This window comes from Gilliamella sp. B2785 (genome assembly GCF_026537005.1).
In the GTDB taxonomy this organism is placed as follows: Bacteria; Pseudomonadota; Gammaproteobacteria; order Enterobacterales; family Orbaceae; genus Gilliamella; species Gilliamella apicola_E.
In genome coordinates, this window is the sequence record NZ_JAFNNC010000002.1 from 106,759 (window position 1) to 131,581 (window position 24,823).

General features: G+C 35.8%; 26 protein-coding genes, 1 tRNA gene, 1 other RNA gene and 1 riboswitch. Of the genes, 12 read left to right on the forward strand and 16 right to left on the reverse strand.

The features are described 5' to 3' along the window. Nucleotide 1 precedes the first annotated feature (1 nt). From aroC to J3U24_RS02785, 7 genes are all read right to left on the reverse strand, one after another. The gene (aroC, locus tag J3U24_RS02755) at nt 2-1,069 is read right to left on the reverse strand and encodes a chorismate synthase (protein ID WP_267336766.1); all 1,068 of its coding nucleotides are present in this window, start codon (nt 1,067-1,069) and stop codon (nt 2-4) included. Nucleotides 1,070-1,104: 35 nt separating this feature from the next. Continuing rightward, a complete protein-coding gene (gene prmB, locus J3U24_RS02760) occupies nt 1,105-1,998 on the reverse strand; it encodes a 50S ribosomal protein L3 N(5)-glutamine methyltransferase (RefSeq protein WP_267336765.1) in 894 nt (297 codons plus the stop codon). A gap of 125 nt (nt 1,999-2,123) precedes the next feature. Beyond that, nucleotides 2,124-2,211 (reverse strand) — tRNA-Ser (locus J3U24_RS02765). Between the two features lie 68 nt (nt 2,212-2,279). Next, nucleotides 2,280-2,369: a YnhF family membrane protein gene (locus J3U24_RS02770; RefSeq protein WP_141673908.1), complete on the reverse strand. Its 90-nt coding sequence runs from the start codon at nt 2,367-2,369 to the stop codon at nt 2,280-2,282. A 29-nt stretch (nt 2,370-2,398) separates the two neighbouring features. Next, entirely contained in the window at nt 2,399-4,471 is a 2,073-nt protein-coding gene (prc, locus tag J3U24_RS02775; protein ID WP_065734289.1) for a carboxy terminal-processing peptidase, read from the reverse strand. A 9-nt stretch (nt 4,472-4,480) separates the two neighbouring features. Further along, complete coding sequence (gene proQ, locus J3U24_RS02780) at nt 4,481-5,017, reverse strand: RNA chaperone ProQ (protein ID WP_065562206.1); 537 nt, start codon at nt 5,015-5,017, stop codon at nt 4,481-4,483. Nucleotides 5,018-5,081: 64 nt separating this feature from the next. Next, nucleotides 5,082-5,438, reverse strand: a complete 357-nt coding sequence (locus tag J3U24_RS02785; RefSeq protein ID WP_065734288.1) for a DNA-binding protein — start codon at nt 5,436-5,438, stop codon at nt 5,082-5,084. A gap of 177 nt (nt 5,439-5,615) precedes the next feature. On the opposite strand from J3U24_RS02785, the gene J3U24_RS02790 reads away from it, so the two are divergent. From J3U24_RS02790 to rnpB, 3 genes are all read left to right on the forward strand, one after another. After that, nucleotides 5,616-5,897, forward strand: a complete 282-nt coding sequence (locus tag J3U24_RS02790; RefSeq protein ID WP_065562208.1) for a helix-turn-helix domain-containing protein — start codon at nt 5,616-5,618, stop codon at nt 5,895-5,897. 209 nt (nt 5,898-6,106) lie between these two features. Further along, nucleotides 6,107-6,469, forward strand: a complete 363-nt coding sequence (gene bamE, locus J3U24_RS02795) for an outer membrane protein assembly factor BamE domain-containing protein (RefSeq protein ID WP_065562209.1) — start codon at nt 6,107-6,109, stop codon at nt 6,467-6,469. Between the two features lie 178 nt (nt 6,470-6,647). After that, an RNA gene (gene rnpB, locus J3U24_RS02800) (RNase P RNA component class A) lies at nt 6,648-7,036 on the forward strand. Nucleotides 7,037-7,038: 2 nt separating this feature from the next. Here the strand turns inward: rnpB and J3U24_RS02805 are convergent. From J3U24_RS02805 to J3U24_RS02830, 6 genes are all read right to left on the reverse strand, one after another. Next, entirely contained in the window at nt 7,039-7,725 is a 687-nt protein-coding gene (locus J3U24_RS02805; RefSeq protein WP_065562210.1) for a DedA family protein, read from the reverse strand. Between the two features lie 30 nt (nt 7,726-7,755). Beyond that, nucleotides 7,756-9,213, reverse strand: a complete 1,458-nt coding sequence (tldD, locus tag J3U24_RS02810; RefSeq protein WP_267336764.1) for a metalloprotease TldD — start codon at nt 9,211-9,213, stop codon at nt 7,756-7,758. Nucleotides 9,214-9,262: 49 nt separating this feature from the next. After that, nucleotides 9,263-10,738, reverse strand: coding sequence for a ribonuclease G (gene rng, locus J3U24_RS02815; RefSeq protein ID WP_065562212.1), 1,476 nt, complete (start codon nt 10,736-10,738; stop codon nt 9,263-9,265). A 12-nt stretch (nt 10,739-10,750) separates the two neighbouring features. After that, nucleotides 10,751-11,242 carry a rod shape-determining protein MreD gene (gene mreD / locus J3U24_RS02820; RefSeq protein WP_065734286.1) on the reverse strand — a complete coding sequence of 164 codons (492 nt, stop codon included), beginning with the start codon at nt 11,240-11,242 and terminating at the stop codon, nt 10,751-10,753. Continuing rightward, complete coding sequence (gene mreC / locus J3U24_RS02825) at nt 11,232-12,071, reverse strand: rod shape-determining protein MreC (protein ID WP_065562214.1); 840 nt, start codon at nt 12,069-12,071, stop codon at nt 11,232-11,234. Before mreC ends, mreD begins: the two co-directional genes overlap by 11 nt. Nucleotides 12,072-12,180: 109 nt before the next feature. Beyond that, nucleotides 12,181-13,224, reverse strand: coding sequence for a rod shape-determining protein (locus tag J3U24_RS02830; protein WP_065562215.1), 1,044 nt, complete (start codon nt 13,222-13,224; stop codon nt 12,181-12,183). A 368-nt stretch (nt 13,225-13,592) separates the two neighbouring features. Between J3U24_RS02830 and accB the strand changes: the two genes are divergently transcribed. The 3 genes from accB to J3U24_RS02845 all read left to right on the forward strand — a co-directional run bounded on the left by accB (nt 13,593) and on the right by J3U24_RS02845 (nt 16,139). Then, nucleotides 13,593-14,048, forward strand: coding sequence for an acetyl-CoA carboxylase biotin carboxyl carrier protein (gene accB, locus J3U24_RS02835; protein WP_065562216.1), 456 nt, complete (start codon nt 13,593-13,595; stop codon nt 14,046-14,048). A 40-nt stretch (nt 14,049-14,088) separates the two neighbouring features. Next, nucleotides 14,089-15,435 (forward strand): acetyl-CoA carboxylase biotin carboxylase subunit, encoded by a 1,347-nt coding sequence (gene accC, locus J3U24_RS02840; RefSeq protein ID WP_065562217.1) that lies wholly within the window; start codon nt 14,089-14,091, stop codon nt 15,433-15,435. 65 nt (nt 15,436-15,500) lie between these two features. Then, entirely contained in the window at nt 15,501-16,139 is a 639-nt protein-coding gene (locus tag J3U24_RS02845) for a bifunctional 4-hydroxy-2-oxoglutarate aldolase/2-dehydro-3-deoxy-phosphogluconate aldolase (RefSeq protein WP_065562218.1), read from the forward strand. A gap of 46 nt (nt 16,140-16,185) precedes the next feature. On the opposite strand, the gene J3U24_RS02850 is transcribed toward J3U24_RS02845, so the two are convergent. Together J3U24_RS02850 and J3U24_RS02855 are read right to left on the reverse strand one after the other, a co-directional pair. After that, nucleotides 16,186-16,956 carry an ABC transporter permease gene (locus J3U24_RS02850; RefSeq protein ID WP_065562219.1) on the reverse strand — a complete coding sequence of 257 codons (771 nt, stop codon included), beginning with the start codon at nt 16,954-16,956 and terminating at the stop codon, nt 16,186-16,188. Then, nucleotides 16,949-17,887 (reverse strand): ABC transporter ATP-binding protein, encoded by a 939-nt coding sequence (locus tag J3U24_RS02855; protein WP_065734285.1) that lies wholly within the window; start codon nt 17,885-17,887, stop codon nt 16,949-16,951. The genes J3U24_RS02850 and J3U24_RS02855 overlap by 8 nt, the downstream gene beginning before the upstream one ends. A gap of 111 nt (nt 17,888-17,998) precedes the next feature. On the opposite strand from J3U24_RS02855, the gene mog reads away from it, so the two are divergent. From mog to cysS, 5 genes are all read left to right on the forward strand, one after another. Next, nucleotides 17,999-18,577: a molybdopterin adenylyltransferase gene (gene mog / locus J3U24_RS02860; protein WP_267336762.1), complete on the forward strand. Its 579-nt coding sequence runs from the start codon at nt 17,999-18,001 to the stop codon at nt 18,575-18,577. A 184-nt stretch (nt 18,578-18,761) separates the two neighbouring features. Continuing rightward, on the forward strand, nt 18,762-19,220 hold the full coding sequence (gene argR, locus J3U24_RS02865) for a transcriptional regulator ArgR (protein ID WP_065734283.1): 459 nt from the start codon (nt 18,762-18,764) through the stop codon (nt 19,218-19,220). A gap of 97 nt (nt 19,221-19,317) precedes the next feature. Continuing rightward, nucleotides 19,318-19,492: riboswitch (Lysine riboswitch) on the forward strand. 73 nt (nt 19,493-19,565) lie between these two features. After that, a complete protein-coding gene (gene lysC, locus J3U24_RS02870; protein ID WP_267336761.1) occupies nt 19,566-20,927 on the forward strand; it encodes a lysine-sensitive aspartokinase 3 in 1,362 nt (453 codons plus the stop codon). Between the two features lie 302 nt (nt 20,928-21,229). Then, nucleotides 21,230-21,472 carry a GlsB/YeaQ/YmgE family stress response membrane protein gene (locus tag J3U24_RS02875; RefSeq protein WP_065562224.1) on the forward strand — a complete coding sequence of 81 codons (243 nt, stop codon included), beginning with the start codon at nt 21,230-21,232 and terminating at the stop codon, nt 21,470-21,472. A gap of 529 nt (nt 21,473-22,001) precedes the next feature. Then, nucleotides 22,002-23,393, forward strand: a complete 1,392-nt coding sequence (gene cysS, locus J3U24_RS02880) for a cysteine--tRNA ligase (protein ID WP_065734280.1) — start codon at nt 22,002-22,004, stop codon at nt 23,391-23,393. 47 nt (nt 23,394-23,440) lie between these two features. On the opposite strand, the gene trmJ is transcribed toward cysS, so the two are convergent. After that, nucleotides 23,441-24,178, reverse strand: a complete 738-nt coding sequence (gene trmJ, locus J3U24_RS02885) for a tRNA (cytosine(32)/uridine(32)-2'-O)-methyltransferase TrmJ (RefSeq protein WP_081303351.1) — start codon at nt 24,176-24,178, stop codon at nt 23,441-23,443. A gap of 246 nt (nt 24,179-24,424) precedes the next feature. Between trmJ and raiA the strand changes: the two genes are divergently transcribed. Continuing rightward, the gene (raiA, locus tag J3U24_RS02890) at nt 24,425-24,754 is read left to right on the forward strand and encodes a ribosome-associated translation inhibitor RaiA (protein WP_065562226.1); all 330 of its coding nucleotides are present in this window, start codon (nt 24,425-24,427) and stop codon (nt 24,752-24,754) included. Nucleotides 24,755-24,823 lie beyond the last annotated feature (69 nt).

Below are 24,823 nucleotides of genomic sequence, written 5' to 3' on the forward strand. Positions count from 1 at the left end.
ATTATTTTACATCACTACATTGTGCAAGGTGTCGAAGATAATGATCCATTAAAACAATTGCAACCATTGCTTCAGCAATTGGTACTGCTCGGATCCCCACACAAGGATCATGTCGACCATGCGTCGATACTTCAACGCTATCACCATAAACATTAATCGACTGCCCGGCAATTTCAATACTTGGCGTAGGTTTTAAAGCAATACTTGCCAAAATGGTTTGCCCGGAGCTAATTCCACCCAAAATACCGCCAGCGTGATTAGATAAAAAACCTTCAGGGGTAATTTCATCACGATTTTCACTGCCGCGTTTGTTGACAGTAGCAAATCCGTCGCCTATTTCAACGCCTTTGACGGCATTGATGCTCATTAGCGCATGGGCAAGATCGGCGTCGAGTTTGTCAAAGACTGGTTCACCTAACCCTACTGGCACATGCTCAGCCACTATACAAACTTTAGCACCGATAGAATCACCCTCTTTTTTTAGTTTTCTTAGTAATTCATCAAGAGCTTCCAATTTGCTTTCATCAGGGCAAAAGAAAGGATTTTGGTCTACTTGTTGCCAATCTTTTAGTTGGCACTCGATATCACCCATTTGAGCTAAATAGCCGCGAATAGTGATACCCAGTTTTTCATGTAAATATTTTTTAGCAATAGCACCTGCAGCAACTCGCATGGCGGTTTCACGAGCTGATGATCGACCGCCACCACGATAATCACGAATTCCGTATTTTTTTTGGTAGGTGTAGTCAGCATGACTAGGTCTGAAGATATCTTTTATTTTGCTATAATCTTGCGAACGTTGGTCAGTATTTTCAATAAGTAATCCAATGCTGGTTCCTGTAGTTACCCCTTCAAATACGCCTGAAAGAATTTTTACTTGATCCGCTTCGCGACGCTGAGTTGTGTAGCGAGATGATCCTGGGCGACGACGATCAAGGTCATGTTGCATATCGGATTCGTTTAAACTCAGTCCTGGTGGTACACCATCGACAATGCATCCTAATGCAATGCCATGTGATTCACCAAAGGTAGTGACTTTAAATAATTTACCAATTGAATTTCCTGCCATAGTTCTCTATTCCGATTTTATTTTTTATATTTAATTTATTTAAAATAGTGTTGATAAGCTTTTAGGTCATTATAGGTCAGTGAAAATACACCTAGTCCACCATGTTCAAAAGTTATCCAGTTAAATGGTACGTCTGGATATTGTTCTTGTAAAGATACCCAGCTGTTGCCGACTTCGCAAATTAATAAGCCTTCTGGTGTTAAATAGTTACTTGCATCATGTAAAATTCTTTTCACTAAATCTAACCCATCAAGCCCAGCTTCAAGCGCCAATTTTGGTTCATATAAAAATTCGTCTGGAAGATCATTCATGTCTTCATCATCGACATAAGGCGGATTAGTGACAATTAAGTCATATTTGTTATCAGGTAATCCATTAAACAGATCAGATAGAATTGGGGTGACTTGATATTGCATATCGTGCATTTCAATATTGGTTTGAGCAACATCAAGAGCTTCAAGTGAGATATCGGTAATATCAACTTGTGCCTCAGGGAAGGCATAAGCACAGGCAATCCCAATACAGCCACTACCGGTACAAAGATCTAAGATTTTCTTTGGTTGACTAATAATTAAGTCTTTAAATTGATTGTTAATCAATTCGCCTATCGGAGAGCGAGGTATTAATACTCTTTCATCAACATAAAAGCAGTGACCACAAAACCATGCTTGATTGGTTAAGTAAGGTGTTGGTAAGCGATCAGTAAGTCGCTTATTGATGATCGCATTTAATTGTTGTTTTTCATCGCTAGTTAGATTTGATGCATAAAACTCAGGGGGAATAAATAATGATAAGCCTAACGTTGCTAAGATAAGTTGTTTAGCTTCATCTATAGGATTATCTGTTCCATGCCCTAGAAAGATATCTGATTGACTAAGTTGTGACGTGGTCCAGCGTATATAATCCTGAACGGTGCGTAAATTTTCCATATTAACTCCGGAAGATCAAGGAGAAGATGAGGTTACTCGTCAGGTCATTAACCTTGTGCGAATATGTCACCAGTAATGAGATAGAACCTCTGGGTTCTTTGCTGCAATGACTAAATAAATTTTAATGGCGGTGAGGAAGGGATTCGAACCCTTGATACGTTGCCGTATACACACTTTCCAGGCGTGCTCCTTCAACCACTCGGACACCTCACCTTAATTTAGCACCCGCTTTAAAAAAGCAGGGTGCATACTATAATTATCTGGACTAAATTAATCAAGTCTTAATTCATGCAAACAACAACGCCAAAAGCTGCAATAATGGATAAAATTAATACGGTTGCAACTAAAGCATATTTTAAGTCAGTACACATAGTCTTTTCTCCTTACTTTTGTTTTAACACTATTCAATTGGTGTATCTAAAGATAAAAATCCACCTAAGTTTTTACTTTCTTCAATACTTGGGTAATTAGGTATTAAGTCAAACAAGATCTCTACCGATTCATCTAAGAATGGATCTGGCTGTTTATAATCTTTAGGTAGTTCCTTTAAATTTTTAATAGGTGCTAGACCTGCACGGTTTAAACGTTCATTCATACGCTTAAGGTCTCGCTCTTCTTTAGTTTTTTGCTCTGTTTCACGTTCATTTTTATTTAATGAGACAGTGAGATTGTCATTTTTTTTGCTATTAAATTCTTTAATGTCTTCTTCGATATAGTTGAATTCTGGGTTTTTAGCAATTCGAGCTTCATGTTGCGATTTTAAGTTTGCTAATAGTGGTTTGATGTTTGCTACAGTTAAATAGTCTGCAGAAGGAATTTTATCCCATGGCATAGCATTATCTAAGAATCGTTCACCAGTTTCATCAACATATTGGCTTTTGGTCATTTCAATATCAGGATCAACACCCTTTAATTGGGTACTGCCACCATTAATACGATAGAATTTTTGGACAGTATATTGAGCACCACCAAGTTCAGGCCAGCTTGGGTGTAAACGAGCATCAACTGGGTATGAGATACCTCGTGAAGTTTGTACTGTTCCCTTGCCATAGGTGGTTTCACCAACAATTACTGCCCGACCATAATCTTGCATTGCTGCTGAGAAAATTTCTGATGCTGAAGCACTATAACGGTTAATCATCACAACAATTGGACCGCTGTAGTCAATACCTTTATTTTTGTCATCATAAGTCGTGATTTTTTGAAGGTTATCACGCACTTGTACGACTGGACCATTGTCAATAAATAAACCTGTTAACTCAATAACTTCAGCTAAGGAACCACCACCATTATTGCGCAAATCAATAACTAGGCCTTGTAATTTTTCGCTGTTAGCTTCCATTAATAATGATTGAACCTTTTTGCTTAACCCAATATAGAAGCTTGGTATTTCAATAATACCGACTTTGCCTCGGCTATTATTGATAACTTTTAATTTTGCTTCTCGATCTTCAAAATGAATTTTGTCACGTTTAAGTTCAATGATTTTAGGTTTGCTGTTATTGCCCGCTGGTAAAATTTCTAATTTTACTATGGTGTTTTTAGGACCGCGTATTTTGTCAACAATATCCTCTAAACGCCAACCGATTACATCTTCTATAGGAGAATTGCTTTGCCCTACCCCGATAATTTTATCGCCAACTGTTAATAATTTACTTTTTTCGGCTGGGCCGCCAGTTACAAATGACATGATTACAGTATAATCATCTTGTTGACTAAGTGTGGCACCGATTCCTTCAAAAGATAAACTCATTTCAGAATCAAAATCCCGTTTTTTACGCGGCGCTAAATAGCTAGTATGAGGGTCAATTTCGCGAGCAAACGCATTCATAAAGACTTGGAAACAATCTTCATTATTAGATTGTTCAATAGTTTTTAATACGCGTTTATATCGTTTAGTTAATACTTCACGAATCTGAGTCTCGTTTTTACCCGTTAATGCTAAATTTAGCTCGTCATATTTAACGCGTTTTTCCCAATAGTCATCAAGTTCTTTTTCATTAGTTGCCCATGCTAGGTCTTCACGCTTAAAATTAATTTCGTCTTTAGCGCTAAAGTCCATTGGACGTTGCAATACTTCAAGCGCATATTGATATCGGTTGTAGCGTTTTTGTAAAAAAAGGTTGTAGATATCATAAGCTGTTTTTAGATCGCCATCTCTTAATTCTTGACCTAATTGTTCTTGGTAAATACGGAATTTGTTTACATCATCTTGAAGAAAGATAGTTTTATTACCATCTAATAATTTGAAATAGCGATCGAAAATTTTAGCTGAAAATGCACCATCTAAGGAAAAATCACGATAATGTGATTGAGTAAAGAAATTAGTTACTCGTTTGGCAACAACTTGATGTACTTCATCTTGTTTTAAAACTGGAATTTGTTCCGTTGCAGGAGCTTTGGCCTGAGCCGTTGTACTAATAATACATAAAATGAGACCGAATTTAACAAAACCTTTCAGTAACTTATTCATATAAATTCTCTATCGATTAATAATATGCTCAGGTTTGACTGTTAGTTCCATTCCTGTTCCTACTTTGACTTTGATGTGCTCTTTTTCAATAGTGATGATCTGTCCTTTGACTGGTTTTTGACCAACATTGACTCGAACAAAATCACCAATTTTCAAAGCTCTAGGTTTTCGAGAAGGTTTAGGGGCTGCTTTACGTTTTTGTTTTGCCCTTTCCTTAGCTTGCTCCTTGCTTTCTTTTAATTGTTGCTGAGCATGTTCCATTTGTTCTTTGGTAATAACTTCAGTTGGGTTACCATCTAAGTCAACGCGATTTGCACCTTCCTTTATGCAATATAGATAGCGCCAACCCATGGTGTAGGCTCTAAGTGCAATGCGAAGTTTGGTTTTGCTCAATAATTCACTATTTTCTAGGCGAGAAATAATATCTTGAAAGATGCCAATTTTTAAAGGCTTTGCTTCCCCTTCAATAGTAAAACAATTAGGAAACTGCTGGTTTAAATAATTAATAATCTCTTTAGTATTTGTTAATTGAAACTGATTTTCCATTGATTATTCCATTGCTACTAATAATTTTCTGACGATAAAGTATATCTCAGCTTGTACAATAACACTAATTATCTTTTTTGTGTTTGTTAATAAAAGAAATAAAATCTTTGATACCATTTCGCATTATCCATGAACTGACAATCGTTTGTTCTTCTGTAGATAATTGTTCAAATGCTGTCATCCACAGTTGTAATGGATTAATTGGCGAAACAACGTAAGTTGCACTCTCTTCCTCTAGATACAAAGCTTTTTTAACATCTATTGACAAGCTGCTAATGTGATATTCAATAGCTTTACCACGAACGCCTGAACGTTTACGAGAAGTCCAGTTTTCAGATCTTGCTTTACGATTTATACCTTGTGTTGTTGATGGCATCCCTGCAATACTTAATAGTTCTTTTGGTGAGAACCACTCTTTCATTCTAATAATCCTATTTTAAGAAACAAGAAAAAGTTATAGAAATTAAAGAAACTTTGATACAATATTAAGAAACTACTTACCATTGTTATTTAAAGTTAAATTATAAACTTACTGGTTTTGATAACTAGAAAGCATAACATAGATATTTAAGGTTATAAACTAAGAAGGAAGAAAAAAATGGAGATTAAATCTAATGATTGGCATAAAGCAGACATTATTGCCGCATTAAAAAAGAAAGGGACAACTCTCGCTGAACTATCTCGTCAATCCGGACTAAGTTCCTCAACACTTAGCAATGCGCTTGTTAGACCTTGGACAAAAGGAGAGTCAATTATCGCTAAAGCACTCAATTTAAAACCCTCGCAAATTTGGCCAAGCCGTTATATAAATTCAATGACAAGACAGCCAATTAAGCGAGTTTTGAGAAAAAGTTCAGATAATACATCTTCAAATCATTAACTGACAACAATCTAATTAACACTTTTTTACAAACATATGGAAACATATAGAAACACTTGTTTTCATGTGTTCGTTTTTGCTTTATTCTTTTATCAATTCAATTCATCTATTTTCTTTATTTAAACTAACTTGATTATTTTCATCAATATTAATCCTATGCTATGATTAGCTATCTTTTGATATAAATCATAGTTTAATAGGCAATTATTATGAAAAATCTTAGTAAAATTTTGGTGCTTTTATTTTCAGTATTAGCATTATCCGCATGTTCACAAAAAAATTATTTAGAACAAGGTACCCCACTAAGTCATGAGAAAGTGGATAAAATTGTTGAAGGCTCAACCACTGAGGCACAACTGCTGCATATTTTTGGTCAACCAGCAAGTAAGGTTAGCATTAATGCTAACGAATCAAAATGGACTTATACATATCTTAAAAAAAGTTCAACCAAAAATGCAATTTTTGGGGAAACTCAATACGACATTCTTGAAGGTACGTTAGAAGTAGTGGTAAACCAAGGTGTTGTAACTTGGTTTAACTATTCGCAAAACAATAAACAGAAGAAGTGGTAATTATCATTTGATTATTAAGCACATCAATTAGATGTGCTTTTTTATCTATTTGCTTAATGATTGTTCTTACCGTTAAATCCCCTTATTCTCAGATTTTAATTTCATATTTTGTTTAGATTCCATTCATATACTTTATTCCGCTCTGGACAAAAGTCTTTATTACGTTATACTCATTTGCGAAATTAACCAGACAATCGCTGCTTTGTTGTAGTCCCTTGTAAAAGGGAGACAAACAGAGGGGAGGAAAGTCCGGGCTCCATAGGGCAGAGTGCCAGGTAACGCCTGGGGGGTGTTGGCGAGAGCGAACATTCACGACTAGTGCAACAGAAAGTATACCGCCGATGGCTTAGCAATAAGATCAGGTAAGGGTGAAAGGGTGCGGTAAGAGCGCACCGCGCAGCTGGTAACAGTTGTGGCATGGTAAACTCCACTCGGAGCAAGGTCAAATAGGGATTCATTGGCGCGGCCCGCGTTGAATCCGGGTAGACTGCTTGAGCTAATGCGTGAGTATTAGCCTAGAGGAATGATTGTCCACGACAGAACCCGGCTTATCGGTTAATTTCACCTTTTTATTCTTTACGGTTTTGCTTTGCTTGTTTTTTATTACTTAACCAACGCTTTACTGCTAACCAAATCGAAAATACTAATCCTAATACCAATAAAAATACTGGTATTAACATTAATAAAGACATAATCTGTTTTTCGTATGTTTTAAAAATTGGTGATAAACCAAATAAATAGCCTAATGTAACAATCAAAAATATCCATAATGTTGCACTTACCCAATTGTAGATGTGAAATTTACGGCTATGCAAACCTGATAACCCCGCCATCATTGGTAATAATGTGCGAACAAATGCAATAAATCGTCCAATAAATAGTGCTTGTAAGCCATATTTGTGGAATAGTACCTCTGATTTATGGTGATATTTTTCTGGCAAATGTGCCATCCAATTCTGTACAGTTTTGGTATTACCCAACCACCGGCCTTGTGCATAACCGAGCCATGTGCCGAAGGCAGCACCAGCAATTAGAATTAAGTTTATAAGACCAAAATGAAAAACATCAAGACTTATCAATACGCCAGTTAGAAACAGTAAACTATCACCCGGTAAAAAAGCAGCGGGTAACACACCGTTTTCTAATAGAATGATGACAAATAGCATTCCATATAATATCCATAACACATCTGGGTTTGAGAGTGTTTTTATATCCATATGAACAAATGCTTGGTATAGTGTAATGATTGTATCCATTTAGCTTATTTTCTCATTAATGTATTATTATTAGTGGTTAATAGTACCACCTACGGTTAAATTATTCACTTTTAAAGTCGGTTGACCAACTCCAACAGGAACGCTTTGCCCTGCTTTACCACAAACACCAACACCTGGATCAAGTTCGAGATCATTGCCTACCATTGAAATTTGTTGCATCGTTTCAATACCTGATCCAATAAGCGTTGCACCTGTGACCGCCGTAGTAATTTTACCTTTTTCAATTAAATAGGCTTCTGAAGTTGAGAAGACAAATTTCCCTGAAGTTATATCGACTTGCCCTCCTGCAAAATTAGGTGCATATAGTCCATAATCTACACTTTGGATGATTTCATCAAAACTCGATGTTCCCGCTAGCATGTAGGTATTGGTCATTCTAGGCATAGGTAAACAGGCATACCCTTCACGGCGACCATTGCCAGTCGAATGGCAATTCATTAATTTTGCATTAAGCTTATCAAACATGTAGCCTTTTAAAACACCGTTTTCGATTAATACCGTTTTTTGACTTGGCGTACCTTCATCATCAATAGAGAGTGAACCTCGACGATTTTCAATGGTTCCATCATCAACGATAGTACAAAGCTCTGAGGTAACTTGTTCGCCAATTTTTCCTGAAAACACAGAACTATTTTTACGATTAAAGTCTCCCTCTAGCCCGTGTCCTACTGCTTCGTGAAGTAACACACCTGGCCAACCTGCACCTAAAACAACTGGCATGGTGCCTGCTGGAGCCGGTTTGGCTGAGAGCAAAACTAAAGCTTGACGCACAGCTTCTCGGGTATAACTATCTACATAACTTTCACCTATTTTCGCGTTAGTCGTTAAAAAATAGTCATAACTAAATCGACCACCACCGCCACTACTCCCTCGTTCACGTTTACCATCTTGTTCGACAAGGACGGATACTGATAAGCGAACTAAAGGCCTAACATCTGCACATAAGGTACCATCAGTGCCAGCGATTAAAATGTCTTCATAACTACCAATTAAGCTTGCTGAAACTTCAATGACTCTTGGATCAATTGAACGTGCTAACTTATCAACTTGGTGTAATAAGGCAATTTTTTGCTCTTGCGAAAAGCTATTTATCGGATTAAGCGATGGATACTTGATGATATTGTTAGCCGTTTTAAATGGAGTAACCATAATTGGTGTTTGATTTTTAGTAATAGAGTTTGCGGCTAATACACTTTGCTCTAATCGAGCTAAAGAAAGCTGATCAGTATAAGCAAATCCTGTTTTTTCACCAATAATCGCTCTAACACCAACACCTTGATCGCGATGAAAAGAGGCATTTTTAATAATGCTATCTTCAAGAGACCAACTTTCGTAATAACCAGATAAAAAATATAAATCACCAAAATCAATTTGCCTTGAACTAAGCATATCAAGCAAATTTACTATATCTTGCTGATTTAAGTTATTTGGATTGAGTAACCGTTCACTCACTTGGGCTACGTTCATAAATTCCTTAATCTAATGATTATCAATATAAAAACTGTAAAATTTATTATTACATAAGTACTACATCATATTGTTCTTGAATATAAAGTGGTTCAACTTTTACTTCAACACGTTTACCAACAAACACTTCAACTTCTGCTAGCGCATGTGATTCATCCGTCGTTAATGCATTAGCCACTGCAGCTGAGGCATAAACCAAAAAGTATTCAGAGCGGTGAGCTTTGTATATACGAACAATTTCACGGAGTATTTCATTACAAACCGTTTCTACTGATTTAACAATCCCTCGACCTTTACATGCAGGACACTCTTCACAAAGTATATGACCAATACTTTCTCGAGTCCGCTTACGTGTCATTTCAACTAACCCCAAACCAGAGAAAGTGTTCACGGATGTTCGTGCTCGGTCTTTGGCTAAAAAGTCTTGTAAAGATAGTAACACTCGTTCACGGTGAATATCTTCTTGCATATCAATAAAATCGATAATGATAATACCGCCTAAATTGCGTAATCGTAATTGACGCGCAATCGCAATGGTTGCTTCGATATTGGTGTTGAAAATAGTTTCTTCTAAATTACGATGACCTACAAATGCACCAGTATTAATATCAATGGTCGTCATAGCTTCGGTTTGATCAATAATTAAATAACCACCCGATTTTAATTTGACTTTACGGTCTAACGCTCGTTGAATTTCGTTTTCAATATCATACAGATCGAAAATTGGGATATTACCGCGATAATGGGTTAATTTGTTGGTAACTTCTGGCATAAATTCCTGTGTAAACTCAACCAACAAATCATAAGTAAGTTTAGAGTCAACCAAAATTCGTTCAATTGGGTCACCAACAAAATCCCGTAATACGCGCTGAGATAAGGCAAGCTCACCATAGACTAAATATTTGCTGATTGGACGCGCCATTCGTTCTTGAATTTTTGCCCATAAACGTTTTAAAAAATTGGCATCTTGTTCAAGTTCGTGAGCATTTGCTCCTTCGGCAGCAGTTCTAACAATAAAACCACTTTCATCGGTAACATATTGTTCAACAATTTTTTTAAGCCTTTCACGCTCTTCTTCCGATTCAATTCGTTGCGATGTCGCTACATGAGCAGAGTTAGGACCAGGCATTAAAACTAAATAACGCGAAGGTAAAGTTATATCTGTAGTAAGTCTGGCACCTTTAGTCCCCAAAGGATCTTTAACAACTTGTACCATTAAATCTTGGCCTTGACGTACCAATTCAGAAATATCTTTAACTTGAAACTGTTCTTGTTCACTGTCCGATACACATTCGGTATGCGGCATGATATCCGAGGCGTGCAAAAAAGCAGCTTTTTCAAGACCGATATCAACAAACGCAGCTTGCATACCCGGTAAAATACGAATGATTTTGCCTTTATAGATATTTCCTACAATACCTCGACGTGATTCACGATCTACGTGGATTTCTTGTAATATCCCATCTTCAATATATGCCACCCGAGTTTCTGATGGCGTTACGTTCATTAATAATTCGACAGACATAATGATCCCTTATTAATTAATAGCAAAGTTCCGTCTTATTAGTCGTAAGAATAGATAAATCACTATCCATAATACCCCATCAACAAAACTAGATACTAAAATTAAAGGTGAAATCGTTATGGTATGATAAATACTGACTTGAAACAGAAATACTAATATATTATAACAAAGCGAAACGGCAAAAATAATAATTGATTGTTGCCATAAAGCTAAATTACGGATTAACTGGAATTTAAACATTAACAAATAAGCCACGCATGAAAAAATAAATGCGTGAATACCTAAAAGCGATCCTGAGAATAGATCTAAAATGATACCTAATAAAAATGCTATGCTCATACCAATTCGGTGCGGTAATGCTATTAACCAATAGGCCATAATTAACATTAATAAATGAGGCTTAAACATATTATATTCAGGTGACCACGGTATGATTTGTACACATAAGCCAATTAGCAACGTTAACCAAATAACCAGTATACTAATTCGATTATTACCCCTCATGTTTTACTCCTTGATCGCCCCACAATAACAGTAGATAACGTAAACGTTTTAAATCTGCGGTTGGCGTAGCAGAAATAATGGGGGTGGAATCACTTATATCAAGCTTTACTGAACTAACCACAGCCACTGGGTACCCTTCTGGGAAGCGACCATCAAGTCCAGAAGTGACTAAAACATCACCAACTTTGACATCAACATTGTTAGGTAAAAAATCAAGCGTTAAATCGTTACTGCATCCATTACCAACAGCTACCATTGAAATATCATTTCTTAATACTTGTACTGGAATTGCATGTTGATAATCACAAACTAAGATCGCTCGGCTTGTTGATTGAGCGGTTTGATAAATTTGCCCAACGATACCTTTTTCATCTACTACCGGCTGACCTATATATACACCGTCATTTTTACCTTTATTAATTACCACTTGATAAACGTAAGGATCAGTATCAGCTAATAATACTTGAGCAGCCATTTTATGTTCATCGTGTCTTAAAGGTGAACCTAATAGCCCTCTTAGGCGGTCATTTTCATGCTTTAAATGTTCAAGCAATAATAGATTACTTTTTTGTTGCATTAAGGTTTCTTGCAGTTCTGCATTTTCTTTAATTAATGTCTCTTGTGTTTTCGACATTTCATACAGCGAATCAAATGATGATTTTGGTGCATTTGAAACATGATAAAGTGGCGAAATTAAGGTATCTAAATAATAACGAACCTCTTTAAAAGGACGATAATTGATATCTAACACTATTAACGTCAAAGCGAGTGCCAGTGATATAAATAATTGAACACTCAGAGGCGAACGTTTAGAAAAAAGTAATTTCATTGTCCAGTATTTACCTGTTATATATCTAGAATTTAACTATTTTAAGATATGACTCCGCCGACAATGTCGGCGGAAAAAATGAAATATTCGTTACTTGCTAGTAATATTATTACTCTTCACTGAAGAGATCACCACCATGCATATCTACCATATCAAGAGCCTTACCACCACCACGAGCTACGCAAGTAAGTGGGTCTTCAGCTACAACAACGTGAATCCCTGTTTCAGCAGATAATAATTTATCAATATTACGTAATAATGCACCACCACCAGTTAATACCATACCATGTTCTGAAATATCAGAAGCTAGTTCTGGAGGACACTGTTCTAGAGCAACTTTAACAGCACTAACAATACCACTTAATGGCTCTTGTAATGCTTCTAAGATTTCATTCGAATTTAGTGTAAAACTACGTGGCACACCTTCAGCTAAGTTACGACCACGTACTTCGATTTCAAGGACTTCATCACCTGGATAAGCACTTCCAATGAAGTGTTTAATTTTTTCTGCGGTCGCTTCACCAATTAATGCACCATAATTGCGACGAACATAATTGATTATTGCTTCATCAAAACGGTCTCCACCAATGCGTGCAGAAGCGGAATAAACTACACCATTTAATGAAATAACAGCAACTTCTGTTGTACCGCCACCGATATCAACAACCATTGAACCAGTTGGTGCAGAAACTGGTAAATCAGCACCAATTGCCGCAGCCATTGGCTCTTCAATTAAATAAACTTCACGAGCACCAGCACCTAATGCTGATTCACGAATAGCACGACGTTCCACTTGTGTTGCGCCAACTGGCACACATACCAATACACGAGGGCTTGGTCTTAAGAAGCTATGGCTGTGAACTTGTCGAATAAAATACTGTAACATTTTTTCAGTGACGGAAAAGTCTGCAATCACACCGTCTTTCATTGGTCTGATAGCTGCAATATTACCAGGTGTTCGCCCTAGCATCTGTTTCGCAGCATGGCCAACGGCAGCAACACTTTTAGGTGTTCCTGAGCGATCTTGACGAATGGCAACAACTGAAGGTTCGTTAAGCACAATGCCTTGCCCTTTTACATAAATAAGCGTGTTGGCTGTACCTAAATCAATCGATAAATCATTTGAAAACAAGCCGCGAACTTTTTTGAACATAATAAAAACTCTTCCTAGAATTAATCTTGTTTAAATATATTTGAGTATTAGAAGCAAACTTAGGCGTCTACAAAATATATATTTTAATTTTATCCGACAAATAATAGTTCATTTAGCAGATAAAAACCACAGCCAGCCTCAATAATAATTAAGGGTTATATTGTATCGCAATTTAAAAATAATACCTAGAAAATAGTATAACAAGTGTTTGTAAAGGAGATATATAATGACAAATTATGATTTACAGTGTATCCTTCCGCGTTAATGTTGAGTTACTATTTTTAGTATCGAATTAAAAGATTACTTTTAAGATATTAAAGGTACATTAAAATAATTGTTATTTATATCAAATAAACACGGTGTAATTCATGGATATACGTAAAATTAAAAAGTTAATTGAATTAGTAGAAGAATCAGGTATTTCTGAGCTTGAAATTTCTGAGGGTGAAGAATCGGTTCGAATTAGTCGGTCGACACCTACCTATACAGCTCCAGTGCAAAACATTCAAATTCCCCAACCGGTTGCTGTTCCTGCTCCAACAGTCACTGCGGCTACAGTTGAAGCAGAAGTCATCACAGAAACTAATAGTGGCACAACCATAAAATCACCAATGGTTGGTACGTTCTATCGAACTCCAAGCCCAGAATCTAAAGCATTTGTTGAAGTCGGTCAGTCTGTAAATGTTGGTGATGTGCTTTGCATTGTTGAAGCAATGAAAATGATGAACCAAATTGAATCAGAAAAAGCAGGGACTATTAAAGCTATCTTAGTTGAAAATGGTCAACCAGTTGAATTCGATCAACCACTATTCATTATTGAATAATCAGAATTATTTGTTAACTTAGACGATTAAGAGATTGAATATGCTTGATAAAATTCTTATTGCTAACCGCGGAGAAATCGCTCTTCGTATTTTAAGAGCATGTAAAGAACTTGGAATTAAAACTGTCGCTGTTCACTCTTCGGCAGATAAAGACTTAAAACATGTGCTACTTGCAGACGAAACCGTTTGTATAGGTCCAGCAGCTTCAGCCAAAAGTTATCTTAATATCCCTGCATTAATCTCTGCTGCCGAAGTAACCGGCGCAGCAGCTATTCATCCTGGATATGGATTTTTATCAGAAAATGCGGATTTTGCTGAACAAGTTGAACGTTCAGGCTTTATATTTATCGGTCCAAAACCTGATACTATTCGTTTAATGGGTGATAAAGTTTCAGCCATTGAAGCAATGAAAAAAGCAGGCGTACCTTGTGTTCCTGGTTCTGATGGTCCTCTTGGCAGTAATATGGACCTTAATAAGCAAATTGCTAAAAAAATTGGTTATCCAGTTATTATTAAAGCGTCTGGCGGCGGCGGTGGTCGTGGAATGCGTATTGTTCGTGAAGAAAAAGATCTCGAACAATCAATCAAAATGACTAAACTTGAAGCAAAAACTGCATTTAATAATGATATGGTTTACATGGAAAAATTCCTAGAAAACCCACGCCATATCGAAATACAGGTTTTATCTGATGGACAAGGTCATGCAGTTTATTTAGGTGAACGCGATTGTTCAATGCAAAGACGTCACCAAAAAGTACTTGAAGAAGCACCAGCGGTTGGTATTACACCGAAAATGCGTAAATTCATCGGTGAACGTTGTGTTAATGCATGTATCGAGATTGGATATCGTGGTGCAGGTACTTTTGAGTTCTTATTTGAAAATGGTGAATTCTACTTCATCGAAATGAATACTCGTATTCAAGTAGAACACCCAGTTACTGAAATGGTTACTGGAGTTGATCTTATTCGTGAACAAATTCTGATTGCAGCTGGACAACCTTTGTCAATTAAGCAAAGTGACATTGAAATTAAAGGCCATGCAATTGAATGCCGAATCAATGCCGAAGATCCAAAAACATTTATGCCATCTCCGGGCAAAATAACACGTTTCCATGCTCCGGGAGGATTTGGTATCCGTTGGGAATCACATATATATGCTGGCTATACTGTACCACCATATTATGATTCAATGATCGGTAAATTAATCGCCTATGGTGAAACTCGTGAAGTCGCTATTGCCCGCATGAAGAATGCATTAGCAGAACTGGTTATTGATGGTATAAAAACCAATATCGAACTTCATCTAGAGATTTTAAATGATGAAGGCTTCATAAAAGGTGGCACGAACATTCACTATTTAGAGAAGAAATTAGGTATTTATGAGTAAAATAAGCCCTCAATAGTTTGAGGGCTTATTGCTGTATAGAAGTAAATAAAGTATAGGTAATACATATGAAAAATTGGAAAAAAAGCGCTGAAGAGATTTTAACATTAGGTCCAGTAGTTCCTGTTATTGTTATTGAGCGTTTAGAAGATGCCGTTCCTTTAGCAAAAGCATTGATTGCTGGTGGCGTGAAGGTTCTAGAAGTCACATTAAGAACAGCTTGTGCACTTGACGCAATTAAGAAAATTATTAACGAAGTTCCAGAAGCTGTAGTCGGTGCCGGTACTGTAACCACAGTAGAGCAACTTAAACAAGTAACTGAGGCGGGTGTAGAATTTATCATCACTCCGGGTATTACTGACTCTATTTTAAAAGCAGCAGTTGAAGGCCCTGTGCCAGTTATTCCTGGGATTGCAACCATTTCAGAATTATTAACAGCTCAAGAATATGGTTTAACAGCATTAAAATTCTTCCCTGCTGAAATTAATGGCGGTGTTGCTGCGTTAAAAGCGTTTGCTGGTCCTTGTGGTTATATGAAATTCTGCCCTACTGGCGGTGTGAATCCTAAAAACTATCGCGATTATTTAGCGCTTGATAATGTTCTTTGCGTTGGTGGGACTTGGTTTATTCCTACTGATGCAATTGCTAAAGGTGATTTTGCTAAAATTACTGAAATGGCAAAAGAAGCCGTTGCAGGAGCAAAATAAGTTTTATCTTACCGCCGACATTGGTCGGCGGTTTAGTCAGTTCTGTCTAACTTCTAAGACCTCTTCCACTTTCAATTATTCGCCATGCTATAAAATATAAAATGCTAACAAATAATATAAGCATCGAAAAAGTAATGACTAATGAAACATCACTAATACCTAAAAAACCATAGCGAAATCCATTAATCATATAAACAATAGGATTAAGTTTAGAAACCCATTGCCAAAAAGTAGGTAACATAGTGATTGAATAAAAAACTCCGCCCAAGTAAGTTAACGGTGTTAATACAAAGGTTGGAATAATACTTATATCATCAAATGATTTTGCAAATACTGCATTTAACAATCCAGCTAATGAAAACAAAATTGAGGTTAATAATAAGGTGAAAACTACAAAAGTCCACGAATGAACTTCATATCTAACAAAAAATAACGATACAGCAGTGACCAACACACCAGTTAATAAACCACGCATGACACCACCACCAACATATCCCCAAATAATAATATGAGTCGGAACAGGAGCAACAAGTATTTCTTCAATATTACGTTGAAATTTAGCACTAAAAAATGAAGAACAGACGTTTGTATATGAATTGGTTATGACCGACATCATAATTAAGCCTGGCACAATGAATGCCATATAACTAAAGCCACCCATATCACCAACTCGCGAACCGATTAAATTACCGAAAATAATAAAATATAGTGACATTGTAATAACAGGAGGAATTAGTGTTTGGATCCAAATTCTTAAAAATCGGGTAACTTCTTTACGCCAAATACTTTTTAAGGCAATCCAATATAAATTATTCATCAATAGCTCCTTTGGTATCATTTCGCAACAAATCTACAAATAATTCTTCTAATCGATTAGCTTTATTACGAACACTAATCACTTTTATGTTTTGTTGATTGAGTTGTTCAAATAACTGATTTAATCCTTGTTGTTTATCTACGTTTACTTCTAACATGCCAGATTCAATATCAGTATAATTATACCCTTTAAGGGAGATTGGTGTTGATGTTGGTACATAATCAATAATAATTGTTTCAGATTGACTTTTTGCTAGTAAATCACGCATTGAAGAGTTAGCAATTAATTCTCCGTGCTGAATTATACCAATGTGACGGCAAAGCATTTCTGCTTCTTCCAAATAATGCGTGGTTAATATAATGGTGATACCTTGTTTATTAATCTCACGTAGAAAATCCCACATGGAACGACGTAACTCTATATCAACCCCAGCAGTAGGTTCATCCAGAATTAATAATTTAGGTTCGTGGACAAGTGCGCGAGCTATCATTAGTCGTCTTTTCATCCCACCTGATAACATATTAGCTCTACTATGTCGTTTATCCCATAAATCTAAAATACGCAGATACTTTTCAGCTCGTTGTAAAGCCAACTTTCGTGGCAACCCATAGTAACCACCTTGATTGGTAACAATTTGGATTACTTCTTCAAATTGGTTAAAGTTAAATTCCTGAGGAACAAGTCCTAATTGTCTTTTTGCATTAACAAGATCCGTATCTAAGTCATATCCAAAGATTTTAACTTGGCCTGAGGTTTTAGTAACTAAAGAGCTAATAATACCAATGGTGGTTGACTTACCTGCACCATTTGGTCCAAGTAAAGCATAAAAATCTCCTGCCGCTACAGTTAAATTAATTCCTTTTAATGCTTCTACACCATTTTTATATTTTTTCTTTAGCGCTATAAGTTCTAGTGCAGGTGTTGACGACATAAATGTATCCTAATTGAGTAAATTGCTATTTGAATAATATGATATCATGTTTAATCAATTGACAATATTGTTTAATATTTAGATAAATATATGGATTAAGGAATAAATGTTATGGTTAAAATTGGATTAGTTTCAATATCAGATAGAGCATCACAAGGCGTTTATCAAGATGAAGGTATTCCAGCTTTGTTATCATGGTTGAAATCTGCATTGAAAACAGCTTTTATTACCGAACAACGCATTATTCCCGATGAACAAATCATCATTGAAAAAACATTATGCGAATTGGTTGATGATTTGCAATGTAATCTGATTTTAACCACAGGCGGCACAGGACCAGCAATAAGAGATGTAACACCTGACGCAACTTTAGCTATCGCAGATAGAATAATGCCCGGATTTGGCGAACAGATGCGGCAGATTAGTTTACATTTTGTTCCAACTGCGATCTTATCCAGACAAGTTGGTGTTATTCGTAAGCAATGTTTAATTTTGAATTTACCAGGTCGACCAAAATCAATCAAGGAAACACTTGAAGGTGTAAAGGATGATGAAGGTAACACTATTGTTACTGGCATATTTGCAAGTATTCCATATTGTATTGATCTGCTAGAAGGTCCTTACATCGAAACACATGATCAGATCATTAAATCATTTCGTCCCCAAAATGCTATAAAATCTAATCTTTAATTTTATGCAAATGTCATGCATAATTATGTAGATTATATTCAATATTTGAATGAAGCTTTATAAGAACACTTGCTTAATTAGCAATCATTAAAAATAACTGACCGTAATCAAGCATTTTAGTTAACCCGTTAATATGACTTATTGTTTTAATCAGTTAGTCATAAATTAAATTTAAAGGAACAGTATGAAACAAAAAGATCTCACTAAAACTTTCAAAGAAATGCTTTTACAAGAAAAGTTTAGTTCTCAGATAGGTATCGTACAAGCCTTACAAGAACAAGGATTTGATAATATAAATCAATCTAAAGTATCGCGAATGTTAACTAAATTTGGCGCTGTAAGAACTCGCAACGCAAAATCTGAGATGGTTTATTGTTTGCCTGCTGAAATGAGTGTTCCAACAACAAGCAGTCCATTAAAAAATTTAGTATTAGATATTGATTACAATAGTTCAATGGTTGTTATTCGAACAAGCCCAGGCGCAGCTCAGCTTATTGCGAGATTGTTAGATTCAATCGGTAAATCAGAAGGGATTTTAGGCTCAATTGCCGGTGATGATACGATTTTTAGCACACCAACTAAAGATTGTTCTGTGAAAAAACTATATCAAACGATTATTGAATTATTTGAACGGAGTTTATAATTAACAGTTTATTTTAACAAAGCTCTATAATTTTTTTTAATATTTAACCTATTGACACATTTGGTAAAATCGTTAATCCTATACGACACTGAAATCAGAATTAAGAAGAGGCGCATTACTCAGGCAGATCATTTTAGGGACTGGAGCCGCAAATAAATGATTGAGGGGATGTAATGCCGAGGTTTAATTGTTATTCCAGAAAGCAATTAAATCGACTGCAAGGGCTGAATCCCTTGGGTTGTCACCCTAACAGGTGGAGCGCTTCATGGTATGTATTTTTTAATTGTATTAGGACATGCCCGCTCTATCTCTGTTAAAAATAAAAATTTTTAATATGAGGAATACATGGAAAGATCATTTATAATTGCTAAGTTTGGCGGTACTAGTGTTGCAGATTATCCCGCAATGGTTAATAGTGCCAATATTGTTATAGCTAATCCTAATGTCAAAGTTGTTGTGTTGTCTGCCTCTGCAGGTATAACAAATTTACTGGTAGCATTAGCTGAAGGTCGTGATGCCAATGTAAGAGCAAAACATATCGCTAAAATTCAATCGATTCAATACAACATATTAGAAAATCTTCCTGAAAATCCAACCCTACGCACTGAAATTGACCAAATAATTGCAAATATTGCCTCATTATCAGAAGCAGCAAGCTTGGCAACTTCCCCTGCTTTGACGGATGAATTAGTCAGTCATGGCGAAATAATGTCATCAAAACTATTTGTCGAAATATTAAAACAAAAACAAAAAAATGCCCTATGGTTTGATGTACGTAAAGTCATGCGTACCGATGACAAGTTTGGTAAAGCCGTACCAAAAATTGACGAAATTAAACAACTTTGCTGTGCACATTTGAAATCTTTGAATCCAGAAGCTATCGTAGTTACTCAAGGATTCATTGGTAGTGAAAGTACGGGCAAAACCACAACTTTAGGTCGTGGTGGTAGTGATTATACCGCAGCTCTTCTTGGTGAGGCTTTAAACGCCACGCAAATAGACATTTGGACCGATGTTGCTGGTATTTATACTACCGATCCTCGTATCACATCAGGTGCGAAACGAATTGATGAAATATCATTTGCTGAAGCAGCTGAAATGGCGACCTTTGGTGCTAAAGTTCTACACCCTGCAACACTCGTTCCTGCTGTACGTAGCAATATTCCAGTATTTGTTGGTTCAAGTAAAGCGCCAGAAGCTGGTGGAACTATCGTTTATAACACACATAGCATAAAATCTGCACTACCTTCATTTAGAGCGTTAGCGCTTCGTCGCAAACAAACATTATTGACTTTAACTAGCTTAAATATGCTACACGCACAAGGTTTTTTAGCTAATGTCTTTACCATATTGGCTAAACATAATATTTCGGTTGATTTAGTCACCACCTCTGAAGTTAGTATCGCATTAACCATTGATACTACTGGCACTAATACCAATGGAAATAGCCTATTAACAAAAGCATTATTCGATGAATTATCAACAGTTTGCCATGTTGAAGTTGAAGAAGATTTAGCTCTAATTGCCATCATTGGTAACAATCTAACCACAACAAAAGGTATCGCTAAAGAAGTCTTTGGCGCTTTAGATGACTTTATTATTCGACTTTGTTGTTACGGTGCTAGCACCCATAATCTTTGCCTTCTAGCAAGAAGCAATGATGCTGAAGATGTAATAAAGGTTCTACACAAAACGATTTTCGAATAGTTTAATATCAGGGGCGATTACATTATCGCTCCTAATCATTAATCATATAAATCAACAATTAAACAAAATACCTAGAATATTTGAAAAAATAATTGTAAACTACGCCTAATATTTGTATGAATTTGTGTTTCATACATCTATAGCTTCATACTGTTCTACATAATAATCATTTTTCTTCATATTTAGATAACAATTTTTAAAGCTGTAAATTTTACGTTTTATTAATATCTGTTCAACAACTATCATCGTTATTTTTTAGCTATACTAGTAACTTTCAACTTAATTAGACGAAGGAAATTATCATGGGTATTTTAAGCTGGATTATTCTAGGATTAATTGCTGGATGGATCGCTAAGTTTTTTATGCCATTAGGCCGTGTTGGTGTGATAAAAACTATCCTACTTGGTGTAGCTGGTGCATTAGTCGGCGGTTATATCAGTACCTTCTTTGGTTGGGGTAGTGTGACTGGTTTTAACTTCCCAAGCTTGTTTATCTCTGTGCTTGGTTCTATTTTACTTATTTATCTTTACCGCCTTTTTAAATAAATTCAATAGTAATTTAAATTGGCGAGTTTACTCGCCAATTTTCACTCATCTATCCAACCAAAGTTCTCTCATTTATATCGATGTTTAAAACCTATTAACTTAAGTAGCTTTTAAAGTATCAAAATTAATATATATATGATAGTGAGTGATAAATTAGCAAAAGACGCTAGAAGACATGCCAAAAAACCAACAAAAAGTGCAATAAACTTATAAAACCCTATATTGCCAAAGCCTCCTAAATCCTTGTTAACAAAAACCACAAAGAATACTATTGCTAAAAGAGTCCACGTAAATAAAAATAGTAATTTTTCAAAGCGATTATCAAATTTAAAGCCTATTGCAATACAAATAACTTGAAAGGCAGTGAATATAATCATTAAAATTAGCCCGAAACTTCTACCCCAAATTTTGATATCATCAATTAATTCCATTTAATTTATTTAACGAGATTATAAGAAGTAATTTCGCCACTTCCAGTTTTTTGTTATATTAAACACTAAAATTTATCAAATTTATTCTGCAGGATAAAATGCTCAAAATATTTAATACATTATCACGTGAGAAAGAAATATTTAAACCAATTACACCAAATAAAGTTGGGCTATATGTTTGTGGTGTTACTATCTATGATCTATGCCACATTGGCCATGGCCGTACTTTTGTCGCATTTGATGTCGTTACTCGTTATTTACGTTTTTTAGGTTACGATCTCACTTATGTTCGTAATATTACCGATGTCGATGACAAGATCATCAAGCGTGCATTAGAAAATGGTGAAACTTGTGACGAATTAACTGAACGTATGTTAAATGAGATGTATGCCGATTTCGATGCACTTAATATCAAACGACCCGATGTCGAACCTCGAGCAACTCGTCATATGTCACAAATCATTGAACTTGTTGAAGAGTTAATAAGAAAAAATCACGCTTATATTGCTGACAATGGAGATGTAATGTTTTCGGTAGATAGTGATCCTAACTACGGTATTTTATCACGCCAAAATTTAGAACAGTTACAAGCAGGTGCTCGAGTTGATGTAGTGGACGTAAAACATAATCCAATGGACTTCGTTCTCTGGAAGATGTCAAAACCCAACGAACCAAGCTGGGATTCACCATGGGGGAAAGGTCGACCTGGTTGGCACATTGAATGCTCTGCAATGAATAGCCATCAATTAGGCAACCATTTTGATATTCATGGCGGTGGTTCTGACTTAATGTTCCCACATCATGAAAACGAAATTGCCCAATCAACCTGTGCCCATAATGGCCAATATGTAAATTATTGGATGCACTCAGGCATGGTAATGATAGACCAAGAGAAAATGTCCAAATCACTGAATAACTTTTTCACTATCCGTGATGTTTTAAAACATTATGATGCTGAAACTGTTCGATATTTCTTATTATCAGGCCATTATCGTAGTCAACTTAACTATAGTGAAGAAAATCTAAAACAAGCTCGTACCGCTTTAGAAAGACTTTATACGGCTTTGAGAGACACCGATGCTAACTATCCGCACAACACGCCAGATAGCGATTATCATCGACAATTTTGTCAGGCAATGGATGATGATTTCAATACTCCAGAAGCTTATTCAACTCTATTTGATTTGGCTCGAGAGATCAACAAAGCTAAAGCAGAAAATAACATGCCATTAGCTAATGAACTAGCTGCTGAGTTACGTTATTTATCTTCTGTACTTGGTTTACTTGAACAAGATCCGGTTAAATTCTTACAAGGTAATAGTCAAGATGATGAAGATACACAACTAATTGAAGCGTTAATTAAACAACGCAACGATGCTCGAGCAAGTAAGAATTGGGCTTTAGCTGATGAAGCTCGAGACAAACTCAATCAAATGAATATTATTTTAGAAGATGGTGCTAACGGCACAACTTGGCGTAAAAAAACTTAATAATAAAAAATCCCCTAGATTTACACAAAACTAGGGGACTAATCTCACTATTTTTTATCTATTGACGTTAAAATTCCCCGTAAAATATTGAGTTCTTGCTGTTCAATACCAGCTCGCGTAAATAATCTACGTAAACGACCCATAATCTGCCCAGGATGATTAGGATTAATAAATCCGGTTTTTAATAACGTCTGCTCTAAATGCTGATAAAACCGTTCAATATCTTCGCTTTTAGGATACTGAACCTCATTCAGATTATCATCATCATGTTTTAAAGATGCCTCTAAAGTTGACAACATTGACATTCGAATTTCGTAAGTTAGAACCTGAACTGACATAGCTAAATTTAAAGAGCTATAATCTGGATTAGCTGGAATACCAACATGAAAATGGCACTTTTGTAATTCATCATTAGTTAATCCAACTCTTTCTCGACCAAAAACTAAAGCCACTTGAGCATGATGCGCGGTTTCAGCAATAATTTTGTCGCCACACTCTTTCGGAGTTAAGTTTGGCCATTGCAAACTTCTAGGACGCGCACTGGTACCTATAACCAATGAACAATCTGCGACCGCCTCCTCAAGGGATGAAAAAATCTGTGCCTGTTTGATAATATCACTCGCCCCGGCTGCCAGTGAAATCGATTGGGAATCGGGTTTTATTACAGGGTTCACTAAACATAAACGAGTTAATCCCATCGTTTTCATTGCACGAGCAGCAGACCCCATATTACCAGTATGCGAAGTTTCAACTAAAACAATCTTAACATTATCTAAATAGCTCACATATTCCTCATTAAATAACTAAACTTAATACTTTAAATCAATCTAAATAAACCACAGTATATAATAAAAAACAGATTAAAAGCAGTTCTGTGCTATCTAATATCAAATACCAATAAATTATTTTAGACAAAAGTCACAAAAATCTTAATATAAACCTAATAACCTATTGACGAAATGTGAAAAATTTGTCAATGTAATCAATATAATAATAGCTCAATTAGTAAGTAAACATAGTGGAGGTCAATTATGACTTTAAGTATCACAAGTAAACAAATGGACATTACTCCTGCAATTCGTAGTTATCTTGAAGATAAGTTTTCGAAATTAGATAAATGGAGAGCTCTACTAATCAACCCTCACTTTATCTTATCTAAAGAGCCCGATGGATTTATTATTGATGCAACCATTGCAACCAAAGGCTCGCCACTAGTTGCTTCCGCTAAACACACTGACATGTATGCTGCAATTAATGATTTAGTTGGTAAACTTGAAAGACAGCTAAATAAACTCCAACATAAAGGTGAGTCGCGCCGTGCATTTGACAGTATTAAAAATACAGTAATTGAAGAAGAATAATAATTTATAATTTAACAAAAAGGCACTTTAATAGTGCCTTTATTTTTTTGCTTGTTATAATATTACCCA